Origin of the sequence: Phenylobacterium sp. (assembly GCF_036723115.1) — a bacterium.
Taxonomy (GTDB): Bacteria; Pseudomonadota; Alphaproteobacteria; order Caulobacterales; family Caulobacteraceae; genus Phenylobacterium.
Map to the genome: position 1 here is coordinate 1 of NZ_DAIMHV010000051.1, position 17,643 is coordinate 17,643.

The following is a 17,643-nucleotide window of genomic DNA, read 5'->3' on the forward strand; positions in this document are numbered from 1 at the left end:
CTCGACTTCGCCGACGTCCGCACGGTCATGACCGAGATGGGCAAGGCGATGATGGGCACGGGCGAGGCCACGGGCGACGACCGCGCCCTGATGGCGGCGCAGAACGCCATCCAGAACCCGCTGCTGGACGAAGTCTCCCTGAAGGGCGCCAAGGCCGTGCTGGTGAACGTCACCGGCGGTCTGGACATGACCCTGTTGGAGGTGGACGAGGCGGCCAACGCCATCGCCGAGCAGGTGGACACCGAGGCCAACATCATCTTCGGCGCGGCCTTCGATCCGTCCCTGGACGGCATGATCCGCGTCTCGGTGGTGGCCACCGGCATGGACGGCGCCTCCATCGCCGCCATCGAACCCAAGGCCGAGGTTCGCCGCCCGGCGCCGCAGCCGCAGCCGGCCCCTGCGCCCCGCGCGCCGGAGGTGAGCCGCCCGGTGGCTCAGCAGCCCTCCTATTTCGAGCGTCCCGCCGCCCCGCCGCCGGCCCAGCCTGCGCCCGCGCCGACCTATGCGGCCCCGCCGCCGGTGGCCCGTGCGCCGGAGCCCGCTCCGCCGGTCCGCGCGCCCGAGCCACCGCCCATGGCCGAGCCCGAACTGGCCCAACCCGAACTCTACGCGCCTGAGCCGGAGCCTGCGCCCGTCGTGCAGCGACCCGTCACCCGCATCGTCGATCCCCTGGTGGCCGATGATGAGGACGAGCCCTTGTTTGCGGACAACAGCTTCGTCGACGACCGGCGCCAGAAAAGCGGGTTTCTGAGCCTGTTCGGCGGACGTCCCCGCTATGATGGCCCCCCGCCGGCCCAGCCTGCAGCGGCGAGCCCGCGGGCCCCGGCCCGGGGCGCGGCGCAACCCTCCGAGGCGCCGTCCGCCGAGCCTGAAGGTGAGGATCTCGAGATCCCATCCTTCCTGAGACGGCTCGCCAACTAAGCCTGTGGGTCACCAAAGTCTGGACGGCCGGGACCTGTGTCCCGGCCGTTTGCGTTTACGCTTCCACTCATTCAGCAGGTAGGCGGCTTCGGGCGGCCTGATCAGACCTGCGCAGGGATCTGGTTTGTCATTGATATTGCAGGGTTTCTCGCTGCGCTGAGCGCGAAACATTCGGAAACAGGACGTGTGTTGCGGCGCCGCAGCATAAACCCTATCGGGTAGCTGGGGCCTTGGTGACCGCAGACGTGGTCGCCTTTGCGAAGTCCAGTCGAGAAGGTTCTACGTCCTTGTCCGCCACCGAAATCCGCCACCAGGCCGCCCGCGCTTTCCAGCACACCGTGCTCGGTCCCGCCATTTTCGCCGGGGTGGGCGTCCATACCGGCGCCCATGTTCGCGTCGCTGTGCGTCCGGCGCCGGCTGACAGCGGCATCGTGTTCGTGCGCACGGACCTCTCCGGCGACAACCGCGTGCCGGTGTCCGGCGAGGCGGTCTGCAAGACCCAGCTGGGCACGGTGATCGGCAACGCCGCCGGCGTCACCGTCTCCACTATCGAGCATCTGATGGCCGCCTTCGCCACGCTTGGCGTGGACAACGCCGTGGTGGAGCTGGACGGGCCGGAAATGCCGATCATGGACGGCTCGTCCCTGCCGTTCGTCCAGATCCTGGATCAGACGGGCCTGCGCCGACAGGACGCCCCGCGGCGCTTCATCGAGATTCTCGCGCCCATCATCGTCACCGAGGGCGACAAGAGCGCCAGCCTGCTGCCCGGCGACCGGTTCGAGGTGGCCTTCGAAATCGTGTTCGATTCGCCCGTCATCGGCCGCCAGGCCGTGGACCTGCCCATGGATGAACAGGCTTTCCGCGACGAGCTCGCCGACTGCCGCACCTTCGGCTTCGCCCACGAGGTGGAGGCGTTGCGCGCCATGGGCCTGGCCCGGGGCGGCTCGCTGGAGAATGCGGTGGTCATCGAGGGCGACCGGATTCTCAACCCCGAAGGCCTGCGCCGGCCTGATGAATTCGTGCGCCACAAGGCCCTGGACGCCATCGGCGACCTCTATGTCCTGGGGGCGCCGATCATCGGTCGGTTCGAGGGCAGGCTGGCCGGTCACGGGATCAACAACGCCCTGGTCCGCGCGCTCCTGGCCCAGCCGGATTCGTGGAGGCTGCGCAGCTTCGCGCCGGAGCTGGCCCTCGCGGTCTGACCTTCCGTTTGCGCCGCCGCCCGCGTGGTGTAGAAGCGAGGGCTCGCGGCGCGGGGGCGCGCGTTGGTCCTTTTGAGGTGAAGGTGTCTCTGCTTCACAATTCCCTTCGGGGTCCCGCTCTCGTGGCGGTTCTGGCCGCCCTTACGCTCAGCGCCTGCGCCGGCCGCCAGGACCGGCCCCGGCTGGCCTATGAAGAGCGTCCTGTCGAACTGCTCTACAACACCGGCGCCGATCGCCTCGATCGCGGCCTGTGGCGTCAGGCGGTGGACTATTTCGGCGAGGTCGAACGTCAGCACCCCTATTCGGTGTGGGCGCGTCGGGCGATCCTGATGACCGCCTACGCCCACTATCAGGCCAATGACTATGCCGAGGCCATCGCCGACGCCGATCGGTTCCTGGCCCAGGCGCCGGGCAACCCTGCGGCCGTCTATGCCTATTATCTGAAGGCCATCTGCTATTTCGAGCAGATCGTGGATGTGGGCCGCGACCAGGCCGCCACCGGCCAGGCGCTTTCGGCCCTGCAGGAAGTCATCCAGCGCTATCCCGACAGCGAATACGCCAAGGACGCCCGCCTGAAGGTGGACATGGTCCGCGACCAGCTGGCCGGCAAGGAGATGACCGTCGGGCGCTATTACCTGCGCAATGGCGACACCCTGGCCGCGGTGGGGCGGTTCAACACGGTGGTCACCCGCTACGAGACCACCAGCCACACGCCTGAGGCGCTCTATCGACTGGTGGAGGCCTATCTGACCCTGGGCCTGGCCGAGGAGGCCAAGCGCAATGGCGCGGTGCTCGGTTTCAACTATCCGGGCACGGTCTGGTACCGGGACGCCTACAACCTGCTCACCGACCGCGGCCTGCGCCCCGCCAACGCGCCCACGGCGAGTTCGGAGCGCGGCCTCCTCTCCCGGCTGCCCTTTGTCGGGCGCGGTCAGAGCGAAGGCCTCCCGGCGGACAAGGACAACACCCTCCGGCCGCCGGTCACCCCGTAAGGGGCGAGAACCTAAGGCGAACAGAACGGGCTTCCGCCCAAGGCGATTCCAGGCAATCTTGCGCCCATGCTGATCGGACTGTGGATCCGCGACGTGGTGCTGATCGAGGCGCTCGACCTGCCCATCGGGCCGGGCCTCACGGCCCTGACCGGAGAGACGGGGGCGGGCAAGTCGATCATCCTCGACGCCCTTGGCCTGGCTGTCGGCGCGCGCGCCGAGGCGGCGCTGGTTCGCCAGGGCGCCCCCCAGGCCCAGGCTACGGCCCTGTTCGCCCCGCCGCCGGACCATCCGGTCTGGGCGGTGCTGGACGAGAAGGGGTTGGCCTATGACCCCTCGGAAGACCTGATCCTGCGCCGCACCGTTTCGGCCGACGGCCGCAGCCGCGCCTTCGTCAATGACCAGGCCACCAGCGTCGGGGTCCTGCGCGAGCTGGGCGGCCTGCTGATCGAGGTGCACGGCCAGCATGAGACGGTGGGCCTGCTGGACTCACGGACCCACCGGCCGCTGCTCGACGCCTATGGCCAGCTGTCTGAGCCTCTGACCGCCGTGGCGGACCGGTGGAAGGCCTGGCGCGCGGCGCAGGCCCGCCGCGACGAACTGGCCGACATGGCCGATCGCGCCGCCGCCGAGATGGAGGAACTGTCGCTGCGCCTCTCCGAACTCGACCGACTGGAGCCGCGGGAAGGAGAGGAGACCGAACTCGCCGAGATCCGCGCCGTCCTGGGCGCGTCGGAGAAGGCGCTGGCCGACATCGCCGCGGCCCGCGAGGCCTTTGACGGCCTTTCCCCTCGCATGGGCCAGGCGATTCGGGCCCTGGAGCGGGCGCGGGAGCGGGCGGTGAGCGCCGGCGCGGCCGATGACGGCCCCGCCGTCAGCCGTCTGGCGGCGGCCTCGGCGGCCATCGACCGGGCGTTGGTGGAGGCGCAGGAGGCCGAGGCCGCTCTTGATGCGGCCGCCGAAGCCTTCGACTTCGAGCCTGAACGCCTGGAGAAGACCGAGGAGCGGTTGTTCGACCTGCGCGGCATGGCGCGCAAACTTTCCGTCAGCGTCGAGGAGTTGCCGGGGCTGAGGGTGCGATTCGCCGAGCGTCTGCGCTCAGCCGAAAGTTCCGGCGAGGACCTGAAGGCCGCCGAGGCGGCGCTGGCCCGGGCTCGGGCGGACTATCTGGCGGCCGCCCAGACGCTCAGCAAGGCGCGGCTGGCCGCGGGCGAGCGTCTGGCGGAGGCCGTCATGAGCGAACTGGGCCCGCTGAAACTCGACAAGGCCCGTTTCCGGGTCACGGTGGAGACCCTGGCGCCGGAAAAGGCGGGACCCGCCGGTCAGGACCGCGTGGCCTTCGAAATCTCCACCAATCCGGGCGCGCCGTTCGGGGAGCTCGGTCAGATCGCTTCGGGCGGCGAACTGGCCCGTCTGGCCCTGGCGCTGAAGGCGGCCCTGGCCGGCCGCGCCCAGGGCGCGCAGCCGCTGATGATTTTCGACGAGGTGGACCAGGGCGTGGGCGGGGCCGTTGCCGATGCGGTGGGCCTGCGCCTGCGCCGGTTGGCGGCCGACGCCCAGGTCCTGGTGGTCACCCACAGTCCGCAGGTGGCCGCCCGGGCCGACGCCCACTGGCGCATCAAAAAGGCCGGCGACGCCAGCGGCGTGCGCACCGCCGTCGAGGCGCTTTCTCCCGACGATCGGGAGGAGGAGATCGCCCGCATGCTGGCCGGCGCGGAGATCACCGATGCGGCCCGCGCCGCAGCCCGGGCCCTGATGCATGCTTGAGACGCCCCACCCCAAGGCTCCGGCCGAGCTCTCCGAAGCCGAGGCGGCCGAGGAGCTGACCTGGCTCGCCGACACCCTGGCGGCCCATGACATCGCCTATTTCCAGGAGGACGCGCCCAAGGTCTCCGATGCGGATTATGACGCGCTCAAGCGCCGCAACGGTGAGATCGAGGCGCTTTTCCCAGACCTGATCCGGGAGAATTCGCCGAGCCTGAAGGTCGGGGCGGCGGCCTCGGCCCAGTTCTCGCCGGTGGAGCATGGCGTGCCCATGCTGAGCCTCGACAACGCCTTTTCCGATGACGAGGCGGTGGACTTCGACGCCCGGGTGCGCCGTTTTCTGAGGCTCGACGAGGCGGTCTTCGCCTATACGGCCGAGCCCAAGATCGACGGGCTGTCGGCCTCAATCCGCTATGAGAAGGGTCAGCTGGTCCGCGGCGCCACGCGGGGCGACGGCCGGGTGGGCGAGGACGTCACGGCGAATCTGCGGACCATCTCCGACATCCCCCACCGGCTGGCGGGCTCGGGCTTTCCCGACGTGGTCGAGATTCGCGGCGAGGTCTATCTGGAGCATGCGGGCTTCCAGGCCCTGAACGCCGCGGCGCAGGCCGCCGGCCAGAAGACCTACGCCAATCCCCGCAACGCGGCGGCCGGCTCCTTGCGCCAGATCGACCCGAACATCACCGCCCAGCGGCCCTTGCGCTTCTTCGCCTATGCCTGGGGGCTGACCAGCGCACCGTTCGCGCAGACCCAGTGGGAGGCGCTGGAGCTGCTGAAGGCCTGGGGCTTCCAGACGACGCCGCAGTCCCGGCGGGTGGAGGGGGCGCAGGGTCTGCTCGACGCCTATCGCGCCATGGAGGTGGAGCGCCCCAGCCTCGGCTTCGACATCGACGGGGTGGTCTACAAGGTCGATCGCCTGGAGTGGCAGCACCGGCTGGGCTTCGTCTCCCGCTCGCCCCGCTGGGCCATAGCGCGCAAGTTCCCGGCCGAGCAGGCGCGCACGGTGCTCAACGCCATCGATCTGCAGGTGGGCCGTACCGGGGCGGTGACGCCGGTGGCCCGGCTGGCGCCGGTGACGGTGGGCGGCGTGGTGGTGGAGAACGCCACCCTGCATAATGCCGACGAGATCGCCCGCAAGGACGTCCGCATCGGCGATACGGTCATCGTTCAGCGGGCGGGCGACGTGATCCCGCAGGTGGTGGGACCGGTGCTGGAGGCGCGGCCGGCGGGCGCCACGCCGTTTGTGTTTCCGCAGACCTGCCCCTGTCCGCTGAAGACGCCGCTGGCGCGGGAGACCACCGCCTCGGGCGCCGAGACGGTGGTGCGCCGCTGCACCGGAGAACTCGCCTGTCCCTTCCAGCGGATCGAGCACCTGAAGCACTTCGTGTCGCGGCGGGCCTTCGACATCGAGGGTCTGGGGGAGAAGCAGCTCCAGGCCTTCTTCGATCGCGGCTGGATCCGGGAGCCGGCCGACATCTTCCGCCTGGCCCGGGACACAGCGAAGCTCGACGAGTTGCGCGGGACCGAGGGCTATGGCGAGACCAGCGTCGCCAATCTGATCGCCGGCATCGAGGCGCGCCGTCCCATCCCCCTCGACCGCTTCATCTATGGCCTGGGCATGCGCCATATCGGCGAGACCACCTCGCTGGCGCTCGCCCGCAACTTCGAAACCGTGGAGGCCTTCCTGGCGGCGGCGCGGGCGGCGGCCGCGGCCCTTGAGGGCGAAGACCACGCCCAGTTCGTGCATCTGGAAGGGGTGGGTCCGACCGGCCTGGAAGCCATCCTGGCCTGGGCCGAGGCTCCGCCTCGCGACCTGCTCGTGCCCGAGGGGGCGAGTTTCGAGACCCGCGCCAAGGCCGCCGTTCCCAAGCTGAACAAGACCGCCCGCGAGGCTCTGGAGCAGCGGTTCCACAGCTGGGCGGCCTTCGAGCGCGCCGCCCGCGCGGCCGTGGCGCACCGGCCGGGGGAGGCCTTCCGCGAACTGGAGGCGGTGGACGGTGTCGGCCCCGTGGCCGCCCGAATGATCGGGACCTTCTTCGCCGAGGACCACAACAACAGGACGGTGGAAAACCTGCTGGCCGAGCTGGACGTCCAACCGGCCGAGCGGCCCAAGACCGATACGGCGGTGGCCGGCAAGACCATCGTCTTCACCGGCGCCCTGGAGCGCATGACCCGCGACGAGGCGAAGGCCCAGGCCGAGGCGCTGGGCGCCAAGGTGTCGGGTTCGGTGTCGAAGAAGACCGACCTGGTGGTGGCTGGCCCAGGCGCCGGGTCCAAGCTCAAGACCGCCACCGACCTCGGCATCGAGGTGATCAGCGAGGACGACTGGCTGAAGCTGGTGGCCGGCTGATCGCGGCTCCCCCTCCTCGCGAGGGGCGGGGGCTGCGCCTATAGCGGCGCGCAGGCCTCACTGAGCCAGGCCCTGACCTCGCCATCCACCAGGGGCCCGACCTCGCGCAGGACGCGGGCGTGGTAGGCGTCCATCTGAACGCGCTCCTGGGTGCTCAGCATGTCCACCACGATCAGCCGGCGATCGATGGGGGCCAGCGTCAGGGTGGTGAAGCCCAGCATCGGCCGCTCGCCCCCGTCGATCTCGTCCTCGGCGGTGACGTATTGCAGGTTCTCGATGCGGATGCCGTAGGCGCCGGCCTTGTAGTAGCCCGGCTCGTTGGAGACGATCATGCCGGGCTTGAGCGCCACAGTGTTGGGCGCCTTGGAAATCCGTTGCGGCCCCTCGTGGACGCCCAGATAGCTGCCCACCCCGTGGCCGGTGCCGTGGTCGTAGTCGAGGCCCGCCATCCACAGGGGCGCGCGGGCCAGGGCGTCCAGGGCCGAGCCGGTGGTCCCGGCGGGGAAGCGGATGTGGGCCAAGGCCAGATGACCCTTGAGCACCAGGGTGAAACGCTCGGCCATCTCGCGGGAGGGGTCGCCGATGGCCACGGTGCGGGTCACGTCGGTGGTGCCGTCCAGATACTGGGCGCCGGAATCCACCAGCAGCAGAGAGCCGGCCTCCGTCCGCCTGTTCAGCCGCTCGGTGGGTCGGTAGTGGACGATGGCCCCGTTGGAGGCGGCGCCGGCGATGGTGTCGAAGGACAGGTCCTTGAGCGCGCCGGTGGCCTCGCGGAAGCCCTCCAGCTTCATGACCACGGTCTTTTCGTCCGGCAGGCTCGTCTGGGCCTCGGTGGCCAGCCAGTGGAGGAAGCGGGCCAGCGCCGCGCCGTCGCGCACATGGGCGCGGTGGGCGCCTTCCAGCTCCACCGCGTTCTTGCAGGCCCGCGGCAGGGCGCAGGGATCCTCCGCGCGGATCGTCTCGGCGCCGGCCGCGTCCAGGGTGTCGAAGTACCAGGCCGAGGACTGGCCGGCGTCCACCAGCACCTTCTGGCCCTTCAGCGCGCCCAGCGCCCCTTCCAGGGCCTGCGGCGTCTCCAGGGCCACCTCATTGCCCAGCCAGGCGGGCAGGTCAGGGGTGACCTTGGCGGGGTCCAGGAACAGCTGGGCCGATCCGTCGGCCCGCAGGATGGCCTGGGCCAGCGGCAGGGGGGTGCGGATCACGTCGCCGCCGCGGATGTTGAACAGCCAGGCGATGGAGGCCGGCGCGGTGATCACCGCGGCTGCGGCGCCCTTGTCGGCCAGGATCTGGCCCACCCGGGCGCGCTTGGAGCCGGAGTCCTCGCCGGCATAGCCCAGCGGATGAGGGACGACAGGCGCCTGGGGTTGGGCCGGTCGGGCCGCGCCCCAGGCGGCGTCCAGGGGGTTGGTGGCGACGGGCTTCAGGGTCGCGCCGGCCTTTTCCACCGCCGCGCGGATGCGCGCCAGGGCGTCGGGACTGTGCAGGCGCGGATCATAGCCGATGGCCTGGCCGCGGCCGGCGGCGGCCTCCAGATAGGCCGGCACGCCCCCCTCCACGAGGTCGCGGATCTCGAACAGGGTCTCGTCCACCTGGTCGCGAACCTGGAGCGTGTAGCGCCCGTCGACGAAGACGGCGGCCTTGTCCTTGAGGATCACCGCGGCCCCGGCCGAGCCGGTGAAGCCGGTGGCCCAGGCCAGGCGGTCATTGGCCTGCGGCAGATACTCGTTCTGGTGCTCGTCCTCGTGGGGCACGAGAAAGCCGTCCAGGGCCTGTTCGGCCATGGCCTGGCGGATCAGGGGAACGTGCTTGGAGCCGAAGGAGCGGTCGGTGGTTTCGTCGAAGGTCTGGCGCATGGGAAAGATTTAGGCCCGCCCCGAGCGGTTCGCCACGGTTTTCGGATGGCTCAGGCGCCCGCGTCGTCAGACCCGGCGATAGACCATGGTGGAGCCGTCCTCCAGCTTGCCACGCAAGCCCGACCAGACACCGGCCGAATCGTACCAGTTGTCGATCTCGGCGTCGCCGCGCAGGGACCAGCGTTCGGCGGTGATCTGTTCGCCGCCGTCCAGGGCGATGGTCTCACGGCCGGCGCGGCTGACGCGGAGCGCCAGGGGCTTGCCCAGCTGGGGATTGAAGAGGGGCCTGTTCAGGGCTTCGCGGTTCCAGTGGGTCAGGGGGGCGGCGGTCTGGGCCGCCCGCACCCGACCGGCGGGGCCTTCGATAGCCACCCCGTCATCGCCCCGCTGCGCCACGACCCGTTCGATCTTGCCGTTGCTGTTGGTGGTGGTGGTCAGGCGCTGGAAGACGCCCTCGCGCCAGGCCTCTTCGGCCGAATGGGTATAGCGAAAGACCGGCACAGGCCCGATGCGCACGCGCATCTCCACCTCGGTGGTCACGGTGGTCAGGCCGCCCGCGCGGCTGAACCGCATGGCGTGCTCGCCCACCTTGGTCCCGTTGCGCAGGACGGAGAAGCTCAGACGGCCGCCTCCGGGCGCCGCTGCGCCGGCGATGGAGGGAAGCGCAAGGGCAAGACCAGCCCCCAGGGCGAACCGGCGGGTCATACCAGGGTCTGCGGACATTTCAGGCCTCCAGCAGGTGGTGATCACTCTACCAGCTACGGGGGCGCATCGTCATTGGACGCGATCCGCCGCGGCTTGCGGCCGCACCTCCAGCTTCCAGGCCGCCTCCGGCCGCAGGATCCGTTGCGCCGCGGCCTGCACCGCCGCGGCGGTGACCCGCTCGGTGCCGGACCTCAGGGAGCGGATGGCGTCCAGGCGCCGGGGGTCGGCCTGGGCGCCCGACAGTTCCTCCAGCCAATAGCCATTGCCCACCCGCGCCCGTTCGATCCGCTCCAGCCGGGGCTGGCGGGCGCGCTCCAGTTCGTCCTGGCTCACCGGCGTGGTCCGAAGGTCCTCGGCGATCTCGGCCACGTCGGCGAAGAAGGCCTCCAGCCCGGCGGGCGGTATCTCGACGCTGGCCGACATATAGCCCCAGCCTTCCCAGACCATGGCGTGGTTGTAGCCCACCGACGGGGAATAGGTGGCGCCCTGGCTCTCGCGCAGTTCCGCGGTCAGGCGCAGACGCAGGATTTCCCCCAGCACCGCGGCTTCGCGCGCGCCCTGCGGGTCGGCGAAGAAGTCGGTGGTGGGCCAGGCGACATAGCCGATGGCCTGGTCGGCGCGCCCCTTGTGGGTCCGCTGGACCGGCGTGGCCGAAGGCGCAGGGAAGCGCACGCCGGCGGCGCTGGCGGCCTGGCCTTCCGGTCGGGCGGGCAGGGCGCCTAAGGTGCGGGCCACCGCCTCGGTGGCCTTTTCCACCGTGGTGTCGCCGACAATGACCACCTCGATGGCGCCCCGAGCCAACGGGTCCTGCAGCTGGGCCTGGAGGTCGGCGAGGCTCGCCTGGGCGATCTCCTCCCGCGACGGGAAGGTCCATCGGCGGTCGCCGGAATGAAGCAGGCCCGACAGGTCGCGCGAGAGCACGCCGCTGGCCGTGGCCTCATACTGCTCGTGAATGGTGGCGCCGGCGGCCTGGATGCGGGCGAAGGCCTCCGGCCGCCAGGCGGGATCCGCCAGATAGGCGCTCAGCACCTGCAATTGCACCTCCAGGTCCTCGGGCCGTGTGGAGCCGCCCAGGCGGAAGGCGTCGTCCAGCGCGCTCAGGCGCGCGCCATAGACGCGGGCGGCCAGGACGCGCTCAAGATCCTCGGCGGTGATCTGGCCGAGGCCCCCCTCGATCAGGGCTCGGCCCGCCCAGGTCAGGCTTTGCCGGTCGGCCGGCAGGCTCCTGAGCCCTTGGCCCACATTGACGGCCACCAGGATCTCGTCGTCCTGGAACCTCGTCGGCTTCACCGTCAGCCGGACGCCGTTCTCGAAGCGGATGAAGACGGTGTCGAGATCGGCCACCTCCCGCGTCTCGGCGACCTGGCCGGGCGCGCCGAAATCCCCATACGGCCATTCCAGCAGGGCCAGGGCCTCGGGCGCGCTGACCGGCGTCTGGCGAGAGGTCTCATAGGCCTGCAGGACGGCGGCCTCTCCGCCGGGGATCGTGGTGGGGGTGGCGAGGAAGATCAGCGGACCCTGGCCCTGGAAGGTGCGCGCCAGGGCTGCGGAAACTTGATCGGCGGTCAATTCGGAGGTCACGGCCTCGAACAGGGCCAGGTCCTGGGCCGGACTGGTCACCACCCGGTCTTCAGCGACGGCGCTGAGGATCTGCTCCGCCAGGGCCGAAGGGCGCCGGGTGGCCGCACCGGCCACGGCGGCCTGCAGCCGCGCCCGACCCTCGGTGATTTCGCGGTCGAGTTCGTCCTGGCGGACGCCGAACTCCACCAGTCGCCGCTGCTCGGCCTCCAGGGCGCTCAATGCCTCGCGCCAGCGGCCCGCCTGGGCGTTGGCCACGATGCTTGTGGTCTCGGCGGCGTTGAACTCGTTGTTCACAAAGGCGCCAGCGCCCAGAAAGGGCGGATCGCCGGCCCTGGCCAGGACCGACAGGCGCCGGTTCAGGACTGCCAGGCCCAGCCGCTCCACAAGCTCCCGCGCCCGTCGCGCCTGGCTGTCGTCGCGGGTGTCCGGGGGGCGGACCCAGGCCACCTGCAGGGCGGGCGCCGCGCCGGGATCGACGGCGATGCGCGCCTGGGTGGAGCGGGACGCGACCACGCCCATGTCCGGGTCGGCCCCGGCGGGGCCGGCGGGGCGCCAGCCGCCGAACGCCTCGATGATGCGGGCCTCCATGGCGGCGACGTCGAAGTCTCCCACCGCCACCAGCAGGGCGCGCTCGGGGCGATAATAGGCCTGGTAGAAGTCGCGGATTCTCTGGCCGGGGGCGTCCTTGAGCACCTCGACATCGCCGATGGGGAAGCGCGCATTCAACCTCTGCCCGGGCAGCAGGAAGGCCAGCCGCTCGCGATAGATGCGGTAGGCCGGATTATCCCGCGCCCGTTCCTCCGACAGAATCACGCCCCGCTCCCGGTCCACCGCGTCGTCGGCGATGGTCAGGTTCATCGCGGTCTCGCGCAGGAGCATGAGGCTGGTGGCCACGGTCTCCTCATCGGTGCGTGGCAGGTCGAGCTTGTAGATGGTTTCGTCAAAGCCGGTGGAGGCGTTGGTGTCGGCCCCGAAGGCCAGGCCCAGCCGCTCCAGAATCTTGATCATCTCCCCTTCCGGCACGGCCTCGGAGCCGTTGAAGGCCATGTGCTCCAGGAAGTGGGCGAGGCCCAGCTGATCGTCTTCCTCCATCAGCGAGCCGGCGTCGATGCGCAGGCGGAGCGCGGCCTGGCCCGGCGGAATCGTCTGGCGGCGGATGGCGTAGCGCATGCCGTTGTCCAGGACGCCGAACAGGACGTCGGCGTCGGCCGTCACATCGCTGCGGTCCTGGGGCCAGGCGGCGGGAGGGGCCGCCTGTACTGCGCCCGGCGACACTGCGACCGGCGCCTGGGCGGCGACCGGCGAGGGGGGGAGGGTGGCGCAGGCCACAAGGGCGAGGGCGGCGGCCAGCGCCGGGGCGCCTCGCTTCAGAACCAACATGAAAACGTCCGGACAGGTGCCAAATTCGCGACACCTTCGCCGCGCCCTGTGGCGAGGGCAAGGCCGTTCCCGGTCGAGCTCGCGGCGGGCGTCAGTGTTCGCCCGGACGGCTCACATAATAGGTGGCGGTGTTGCCCACGGCATTGGCCAGGCCCGTGGCGCTGCGGGCGTAGCCGGTGACGGTCACCGTGCTCGTGGCCGAAACGTCCACATTGTTCACCTGCTGGCTGACGGCGGTGAGCCGGCCCTCGCAGTCGCTGCAGACATAGCCCGTGGCGGCGTTGCCGATGGCCGTGGCGTTGGCGCTGGCGTCATAGCCCTCCGCCCCGGTGAACTCGGCGATCACCTCGACCCCGCCGCCGTCATTGAGCTGGACGGCGTCGATCACGGTTTCCCAGCCGGAATTGCCCGCCAGGAAAGAATTGCCCACCCCATAGGCGATGCTGGAGGCCGCGCCGAACTGATAGGCCGAGGAAACCGCCTGGCCGCGGATATAGGCCGTATTGGTCTGCTGGCTGGCGACATCCAGGAAGCCGCCCTCGTTATAGGCGTTCACATTGGTCCCGCTGGCCGTGGCGCTGGTGGTGGCCATGTAGGCGCTGCCGAAGGCGGTGAACTGGCTGGCCTGCACCCGCTCGGCGGTGTTGGCCTGGTCGATCACATAGCGCTCGCCCGAGCCGCCGATGCTGGAGGCCGAGACATTGGCGCCGCTGGCCTGGCCGGCGAACACCGCCTGGCCGTCCACATGCCCATAGACGCCGCCGCCATCGGTCACCACATCGGCCTGGTTGGTCTGGCGGACCCTCGCGCCCACAGCGCCATGGCTGACGCCGAACCCCTGGCTGGCGCCCACGGCCTGGGTGGAAGCGGTCACGTCCCCGGCCTCGGCCAGGGGGGCTTCCACATGGCTGTGGGCGTAGATCGCGCCGGGGCCCACGGTCTGGGTGTAAACCCCCGTGAGCACCCCGCCATAGATGTTGGACTCGCTGGTCAGCCCGGTGGCGGCGGTGTGGAGCACCGTGCTGGCGCCGGAGGAGACCGCCGCCTCCAGCCGGGTGTCGGCCGTGACATTGGCCTGCAGATTCTGGTTGGCGCGAACGTCCAGGTTCACGCCCTCGCCAGAGCCGTTGAAGGCCGCGCCGGTGGCCGTGGAGACGCCTGTGGTGGTTTCCGTGACCTCCACGACGTTCAGCACCAGGCCGGAGAAAATGTCGTCGGTCTGGACCTGGTCGCTGACGATGACGCTGTCGAGGGTCTGACTAGTAGCGGCCGCGCACGGCAGAATCGCGATCCACGTTCCAACGATTAGGATCTTGCCGGGTTTGCGCATTGTTGGTCCCCAGATTGTTGTAGGCCGGGACATAGGCCCCCGTGAGGCCCACGGTGGAGCCGGAGAGCGGGTCGGAGGTCAGGCAGGCCTGCGGACCGGGCATGCCGTAGAGGTTGGCGGTCATTTCCACCACCGCCCGCTCGATGAGCGAGCGCACGGCCAGCTGCATGGGCTCCAGGGCGCCAGTTCCGGCCGAGACGTCGAACACATTGCCGCCCAGGAAGTCGAAGAGGCCGATACCAACCTCCCGGCCGATGACCTGCTTCTGGTAGGAGATGACGTCCACCACCTCCAGGGTCCGCGTATTGATGAGGCGCAGGTCCATGCCGATGTTCATCACGAACAGCCGGCCGCCGAGACGGCCCTTCAGGTCCTGGGGATCGGGGTCGCCCCCCGCCACGTCAAAGCCCGAAGAGCGGATGTTGAAGTTCAGTTCTGTCAGACCGCCGGCGATGTAGAAGTCCGAGCCTGGAACCTGACCGGCCAGGATGCGGCGATACTCCGCCGGCGCGTCGGGCGCAGGACGGGGCGTGTCGGAGATCAGCTTGTTGTTGGCGTATTTGAGCTCGAGTTCGGACACCGAGGTGTCGAACCGCTCCACCAGTGGCATGCCGGCCTTGGCGAAGGCCGACATGGCCATGAGCGAGGCGCCCTGGGTGATCTTGCGGCCCGAGCCGTCGGACTCGGTCTTGCCCGTATAGTCGGCGATGCGCCCCACCGCGATCCGCGGCGCCGTCAGATTGGCTTGGCGCGCATAGGCGGCCAGGCAAACCAGCGCGGTGGAGTAGGGGGTCGGATTGGCGGTCACCGGCGCACTGCCGATGGGGCTGGCATAGTTGCCGCGGGGACCGGCCACGGGCGTAGCGCAGGCCGACAGCAGCAGGGCCGCGGCGCTCAGCCCGCCGAGGGCGCGCTTAATCCTCATCGCCGACGCCTCCGCGAACCACACGGGTGCTGGCGGAGACGGAGCCGTTATTGATCTGGGTGGAGTCGATGATCACCGTGTTGTGGCTGCCCTGGGTGACGACCACCAGATTGTTGCCGATCGCCGTGGCGCCGCCGCCCCAGGCGCCTACGCCTGCGTATGAGTCGGCCGATCCCCAGGACCGGCTGAAGGCGGACTGATCCTCGCCGGCCTGGATGATGCCGTCGATGATGACGCGATTGCCGTTGAGGTCCCGGGTGGAGACCTCCACCGGCCGGTTCTCGCTGCCGGCGACGCGGCCGTAGCCGGCGTTGAAATCGGCGGAATTGGTGGACAGGTACTGGGCCTGGGCCGTGGTCGCGCCGAGGCCGGTCAGGGCGATCGACATAAGCAGGGCCGTCCTGGCGACGGTGGGGGAGGCCATGGGCTTCGAGGCTCCGGTACTAGGTTGCGGCCATGGTTAAGCAAGCCGCGTGCCAAAACTTGCGGGTCGGCCCTATCTAAGGGGCGCAACCCTGGCGATTTCGTTAAGGCTGACAGGCCTTTGTGTTGAACACCGCCGCTTAAGGAGGCCCACCCTTGTCCGATCCGCATGGTTTCCCGGAGCCCGACGCCGAGGCGAGGCCGCCCCGAGAGCCGATCCTGAAGGCGCCCTGGCCGGTGCTGGCGCTGATCGGAGCGCTTGTGGGCGCCTATGCCTGGCAGGTCCTGGTGCTGGGGGAGGCGGCCTATGGTCGGTTCGGCTTCGTGCCGGCCAGCCTGGATGAAGGGCGGTGGAGCGGACTGGTCACCGCGCTCTTTCTACACGGCGGTCTGTTGCACTTGGCCATGAACACGGTGGCCGCCCTGGCTTTCGGTGCGCCGGTGGCGCGCTATTTCGGGCTGAGCGGGCGAGGACCGGTCCTGTTCTACGGGTTTTTTCTGCTGACCGGCGTCCTGGCCAACTACGCCTTTGCGCGCCTGCATCCGGGTCTGGACGCGGTGCTGGTGGGGGCGTCGGGCGCCGTGTTCGGCCTGATCGGGGCGGCCACGCGCCTGCTTGCGGGCCAGGGGAGGCCGGCGCCGATCCTGAGTGCACAGGTCCTGGGCATGAGCGCGGCCTGGATCGCGGTCAATGTCGTCTTTGGCGGACTGGTGGCGGCGCCCGGCTCTCAAGGGGCGGCCGTCGCCTGGGAGGCCCACGTGGCGGGCTATCTGGCGGGGTTGTTGCTGATCGGCCCGTTCGCCTGGCTACGCAGGCCCTGAGCCTGGCGCCCGCGGCGACGATTGCCATGACCGCCGTTCTGCGAGAGGCTGTGACCTGGGGATATAGGGAGGAATGATCGAATGCTTGTATCCCAGATCCTGAAGGCCAAGGGCGACCTGGTCTTCACCGTCACGTCCGGCGACACGGTGAGCGCCGTGACCGCCCTGCTGCACGCCCGCCGGGTGGGCGCCCTGGTGGTGGTGGACGGCGGCAAGGTGGTCGGCATCGTCTCGGAGCGTGATGTGGTGCGGCTCCTGGCCGAGCAGGGCGCCGGCGCCCTGGACCGGCCGATCTCGGCCTGCATGACCAGCGACGTGCTCTTCGCCCGCCCGGGCGAGACGGTGGACGTCCTGCTGGAGCGCATGACCGACCGCAGGATCCGTCACCTTCCGGTCTGTGAAGACGACCGCCTGCTGGGGATCGTCTCCATCGGCGACCTGGTGAAGCACAAGATCTCCGAGGTGGAGGCCGAGGCCAACACGCTGAAGGCCTATATCGCCGCTGGCTAGGGGGGCGCGGCGGCGCCGGGGACGGGGGGATCGGCCCGTCCCTGGGCGGCTGCGTCGGCGAGACTGTAGGCTTCAAGCACGCTGGCCGTGGCGTCCCGCGCCCGGCTGAGCGCCTCGCGCAGGGTGCAGGTGGCGAGGTCGGGGCAGTCGTCGCACTTCCGGAAGGCCGTGAGGGAGACGCAGGGCGCCAGGGCCAGCGGCCCCTCCAGGGCGCGGATCACCTCGGCGAAGCTGATCTCTCCCGCCGGGCGCGCCAGTATGTAGCCGCCGAACTTGCCGCGTCGGCTGACGACGATGCGCGCCCGCGACAGCTCCAGCAGGATGGCCTCCAGGAACTTGCGCGGGGCGTCCGCCCGAAGCGCCAACTCGCCCGAGGTCTGCTGCGCGCCGCCGGCGCGCGCCAGTTCCACAAGGGCGCGCAGGGCGTATCTCGTCTTCTGCGACAGCATGCCGGGCGGCCTCCTCCGTATCGCACACCACATAGGGAAAACCGTCGCTGCGCGCCATGATGGGTTGGAGAGCGTGTTGACTCCGTCCCGGCCGCCCCCTAGATACGCCGCTCGCCGGAAATGCCGGGGGGCGAAACGAGCGAGACCGAATGGGTCTTGATTTCGCCTTCATCCTTCGTTAGGTTCCGGTCCTTCAGTCGAATCACATCGGACATCTCGGGGTTTGCCCGTCGGCGGCCCGGTGTGATTTTTGCGCCAAATTCCACCCGGAAGGCGGATGCAAAATTAGCTCAAAAGGCTGATTGACACGAAGGAGAGCGGCCAATAGATACGCCGCTCCTCGCAGCCGCCGGGCGATAATCGGTGGGGCCGGTTCTACTGGTCACGCTCTTTGACATTGTGGAATGGAAAGAGAAACGCAGGCGGCGGTGTTCTGGCG

Annotated in this window: 14 protein-coding genes; 7 read left to right on the plus strand and 7 right to left on the minus strand. The window is 70.0% G+C overall.

Annotated features, from left to right (window positions below):
- The 5 genes from V7D28_RS07420 to ligA form a co-directional block, all read left to right on the plus strand.
- On the plus strand, positions 1-921 hold a 921-nt coding region (locus V7D28_RS07420; protein WP_442957905.1), incomplete at its 5' end, for a cell division protein FtsZ.
- A gap of 302 nt (positions 922-1,223) precedes the next feature.
- A complete protein-coding gene (lpxC, locus tag V7D28_RS07425; protein ID WP_333586751.1) occupies positions 1,224-2,123 on the plus strand; it encodes a UDP-3-O-acyl-N-acetylglucosamine deacetylase in 900 nt (299 codons plus the stop codon).
- Between the two features lie 77 nt (positions 2,124-2,200).
- Entirely contained in the window at positions 2,201-3,115 is a 915-nt protein-coding gene (locus tag V7D28_RS07430) for an outer membrane protein assembly factor BamD (RefSeq protein WP_442957906.1), read from the plus strand.
- A 66-nt stretch (positions 3,116-3,181) separates the two neighbouring features.
- Positions 3,182-4,879 carry a DNA repair protein RecN gene (gene recN, locus V7D28_RS07435; protein WP_333586740.1) on the plus strand — a complete coding sequence of 566 codons (1,698 nt, stop codon included), beginning with the start codon at positions 3,182-3,184 and terminating at the stop codon, positions 4,877-4,879.
- Positions 4,872-7,226: an NAD-dependent DNA ligase LigA gene (ligA, locus tag V7D28_RS07440; RefSeq protein WP_333586741.1), complete on the plus strand. Its 2,355-nt coding sequence runs from the start codon at positions 4,872-4,874 to the stop codon at positions 7,224-7,226. Before recN ends, ligA begins: the two co-directional genes overlap by 8 nt.
- A gap of 38 nt (positions 7,227-7,264) precedes the next feature.
- Here the strand turns inward: ligA and V7D28_RS07445 are convergent, their stop codons facing one another.
- From V7D28_RS07445 to hfaA, 6 genes are all read right to left on the minus strand, one after another.
- Entirely contained in the window at positions 7,265-9,079 is a 1,815-nt protein-coding gene (locus V7D28_RS07445) for an aminopeptidase P family protein (RefSeq protein ID WP_333586742.1), read from the minus strand.
- A 66-nt stretch (positions 9,080-9,145) separates the two neighbouring features.
- A complete protein-coding gene (locus V7D28_RS07450) occupies positions 9,146-9,802 on the minus strand; it encodes a DUF6134 family protein (protein WP_333586743.1) in 657 nt (218 codons plus the stop codon).
- Positions 9,803-9,853: 51 nt separating this feature from the next.
- A complete protein-coding gene (locus V7D28_RS07455) occupies positions 9,854-12,745 on the minus strand; it encodes a M16 family metallopeptidase (protein ID WP_333586744.1) in 2,892 nt (963 codons plus the stop codon).
- 91 nt (positions 12,746-12,836) lie between these two features.
- On the minus strand, positions 12,837-14,075 hold the full coding sequence (hfaD, locus tag V7D28_RS07460) for a holdfast anchor protein HfaD (protein ID WP_333586745.1): 1,239 nt from the start codon (positions 14,073-14,075) through the stop codon (positions 12,837-12,839).
- Positions 14,005-15,000: a holdfast anchoring protein HfaB gene (hfaB, locus tag V7D28_RS07465; RefSeq protein ID WP_333586746.1), complete on the minus strand. Its 996-nt coding sequence runs from the start codon at positions 14,998-15,000 to the stop codon at positions 14,005-14,007. The genes hfaD and hfaB overlap by 71 nt, the downstream gene beginning before the upstream one ends.
- On the minus strand, positions 14,990-15,424 hold the full coding sequence (gene hfaA, locus V7D28_RS07470; RefSeq protein WP_333586747.1) for a holdfast anchoring protein HfaA: 435 nt from the start codon (positions 15,422-15,424) through the stop codon (positions 14,990-14,992). The genes hfaB and hfaA overlap by 11 nt, the downstream gene beginning before the upstream one ends.
- Positions 15,425-15,579: 155 nt before the next feature.
- Between hfaA and V7D28_RS07475 the strand changes: the two genes are divergently transcribed.
- Entirely contained in the window at positions 15,580-16,245 is a 666-nt protein-coding gene (locus tag V7D28_RS07475) for a rhomboid family intramembrane serine protease (RefSeq protein WP_333586748.1), read from the plus strand.
- An 81-nt stretch (positions 16,246-16,326) separates the two neighbouring features.
- Positions 16,327-16,755: a CBS domain-containing protein gene (locus tag V7D28_RS07480; protein WP_333586749.1), complete on the plus strand. Its 429-nt coding sequence runs from the start codon at positions 16,327-16,329 to the stop codon at positions 16,753-16,755.
- Here the strand turns inward: V7D28_RS07480 and V7D28_RS07485 are convergent.
- Positions 16,752-17,204: an RrF2 family transcriptional regulator gene (locus tag V7D28_RS07485; protein WP_333586750.1), complete on the minus strand. Its 453-nt coding sequence runs from the start codon at positions 17,202-17,204 to the stop codon at positions 16,752-16,754. The genes V7D28_RS07480 and V7D28_RS07485 overlap by 4 nt on opposite strands.
- Positions 17,205-17,643 lie beyond the last annotated feature (439 nt).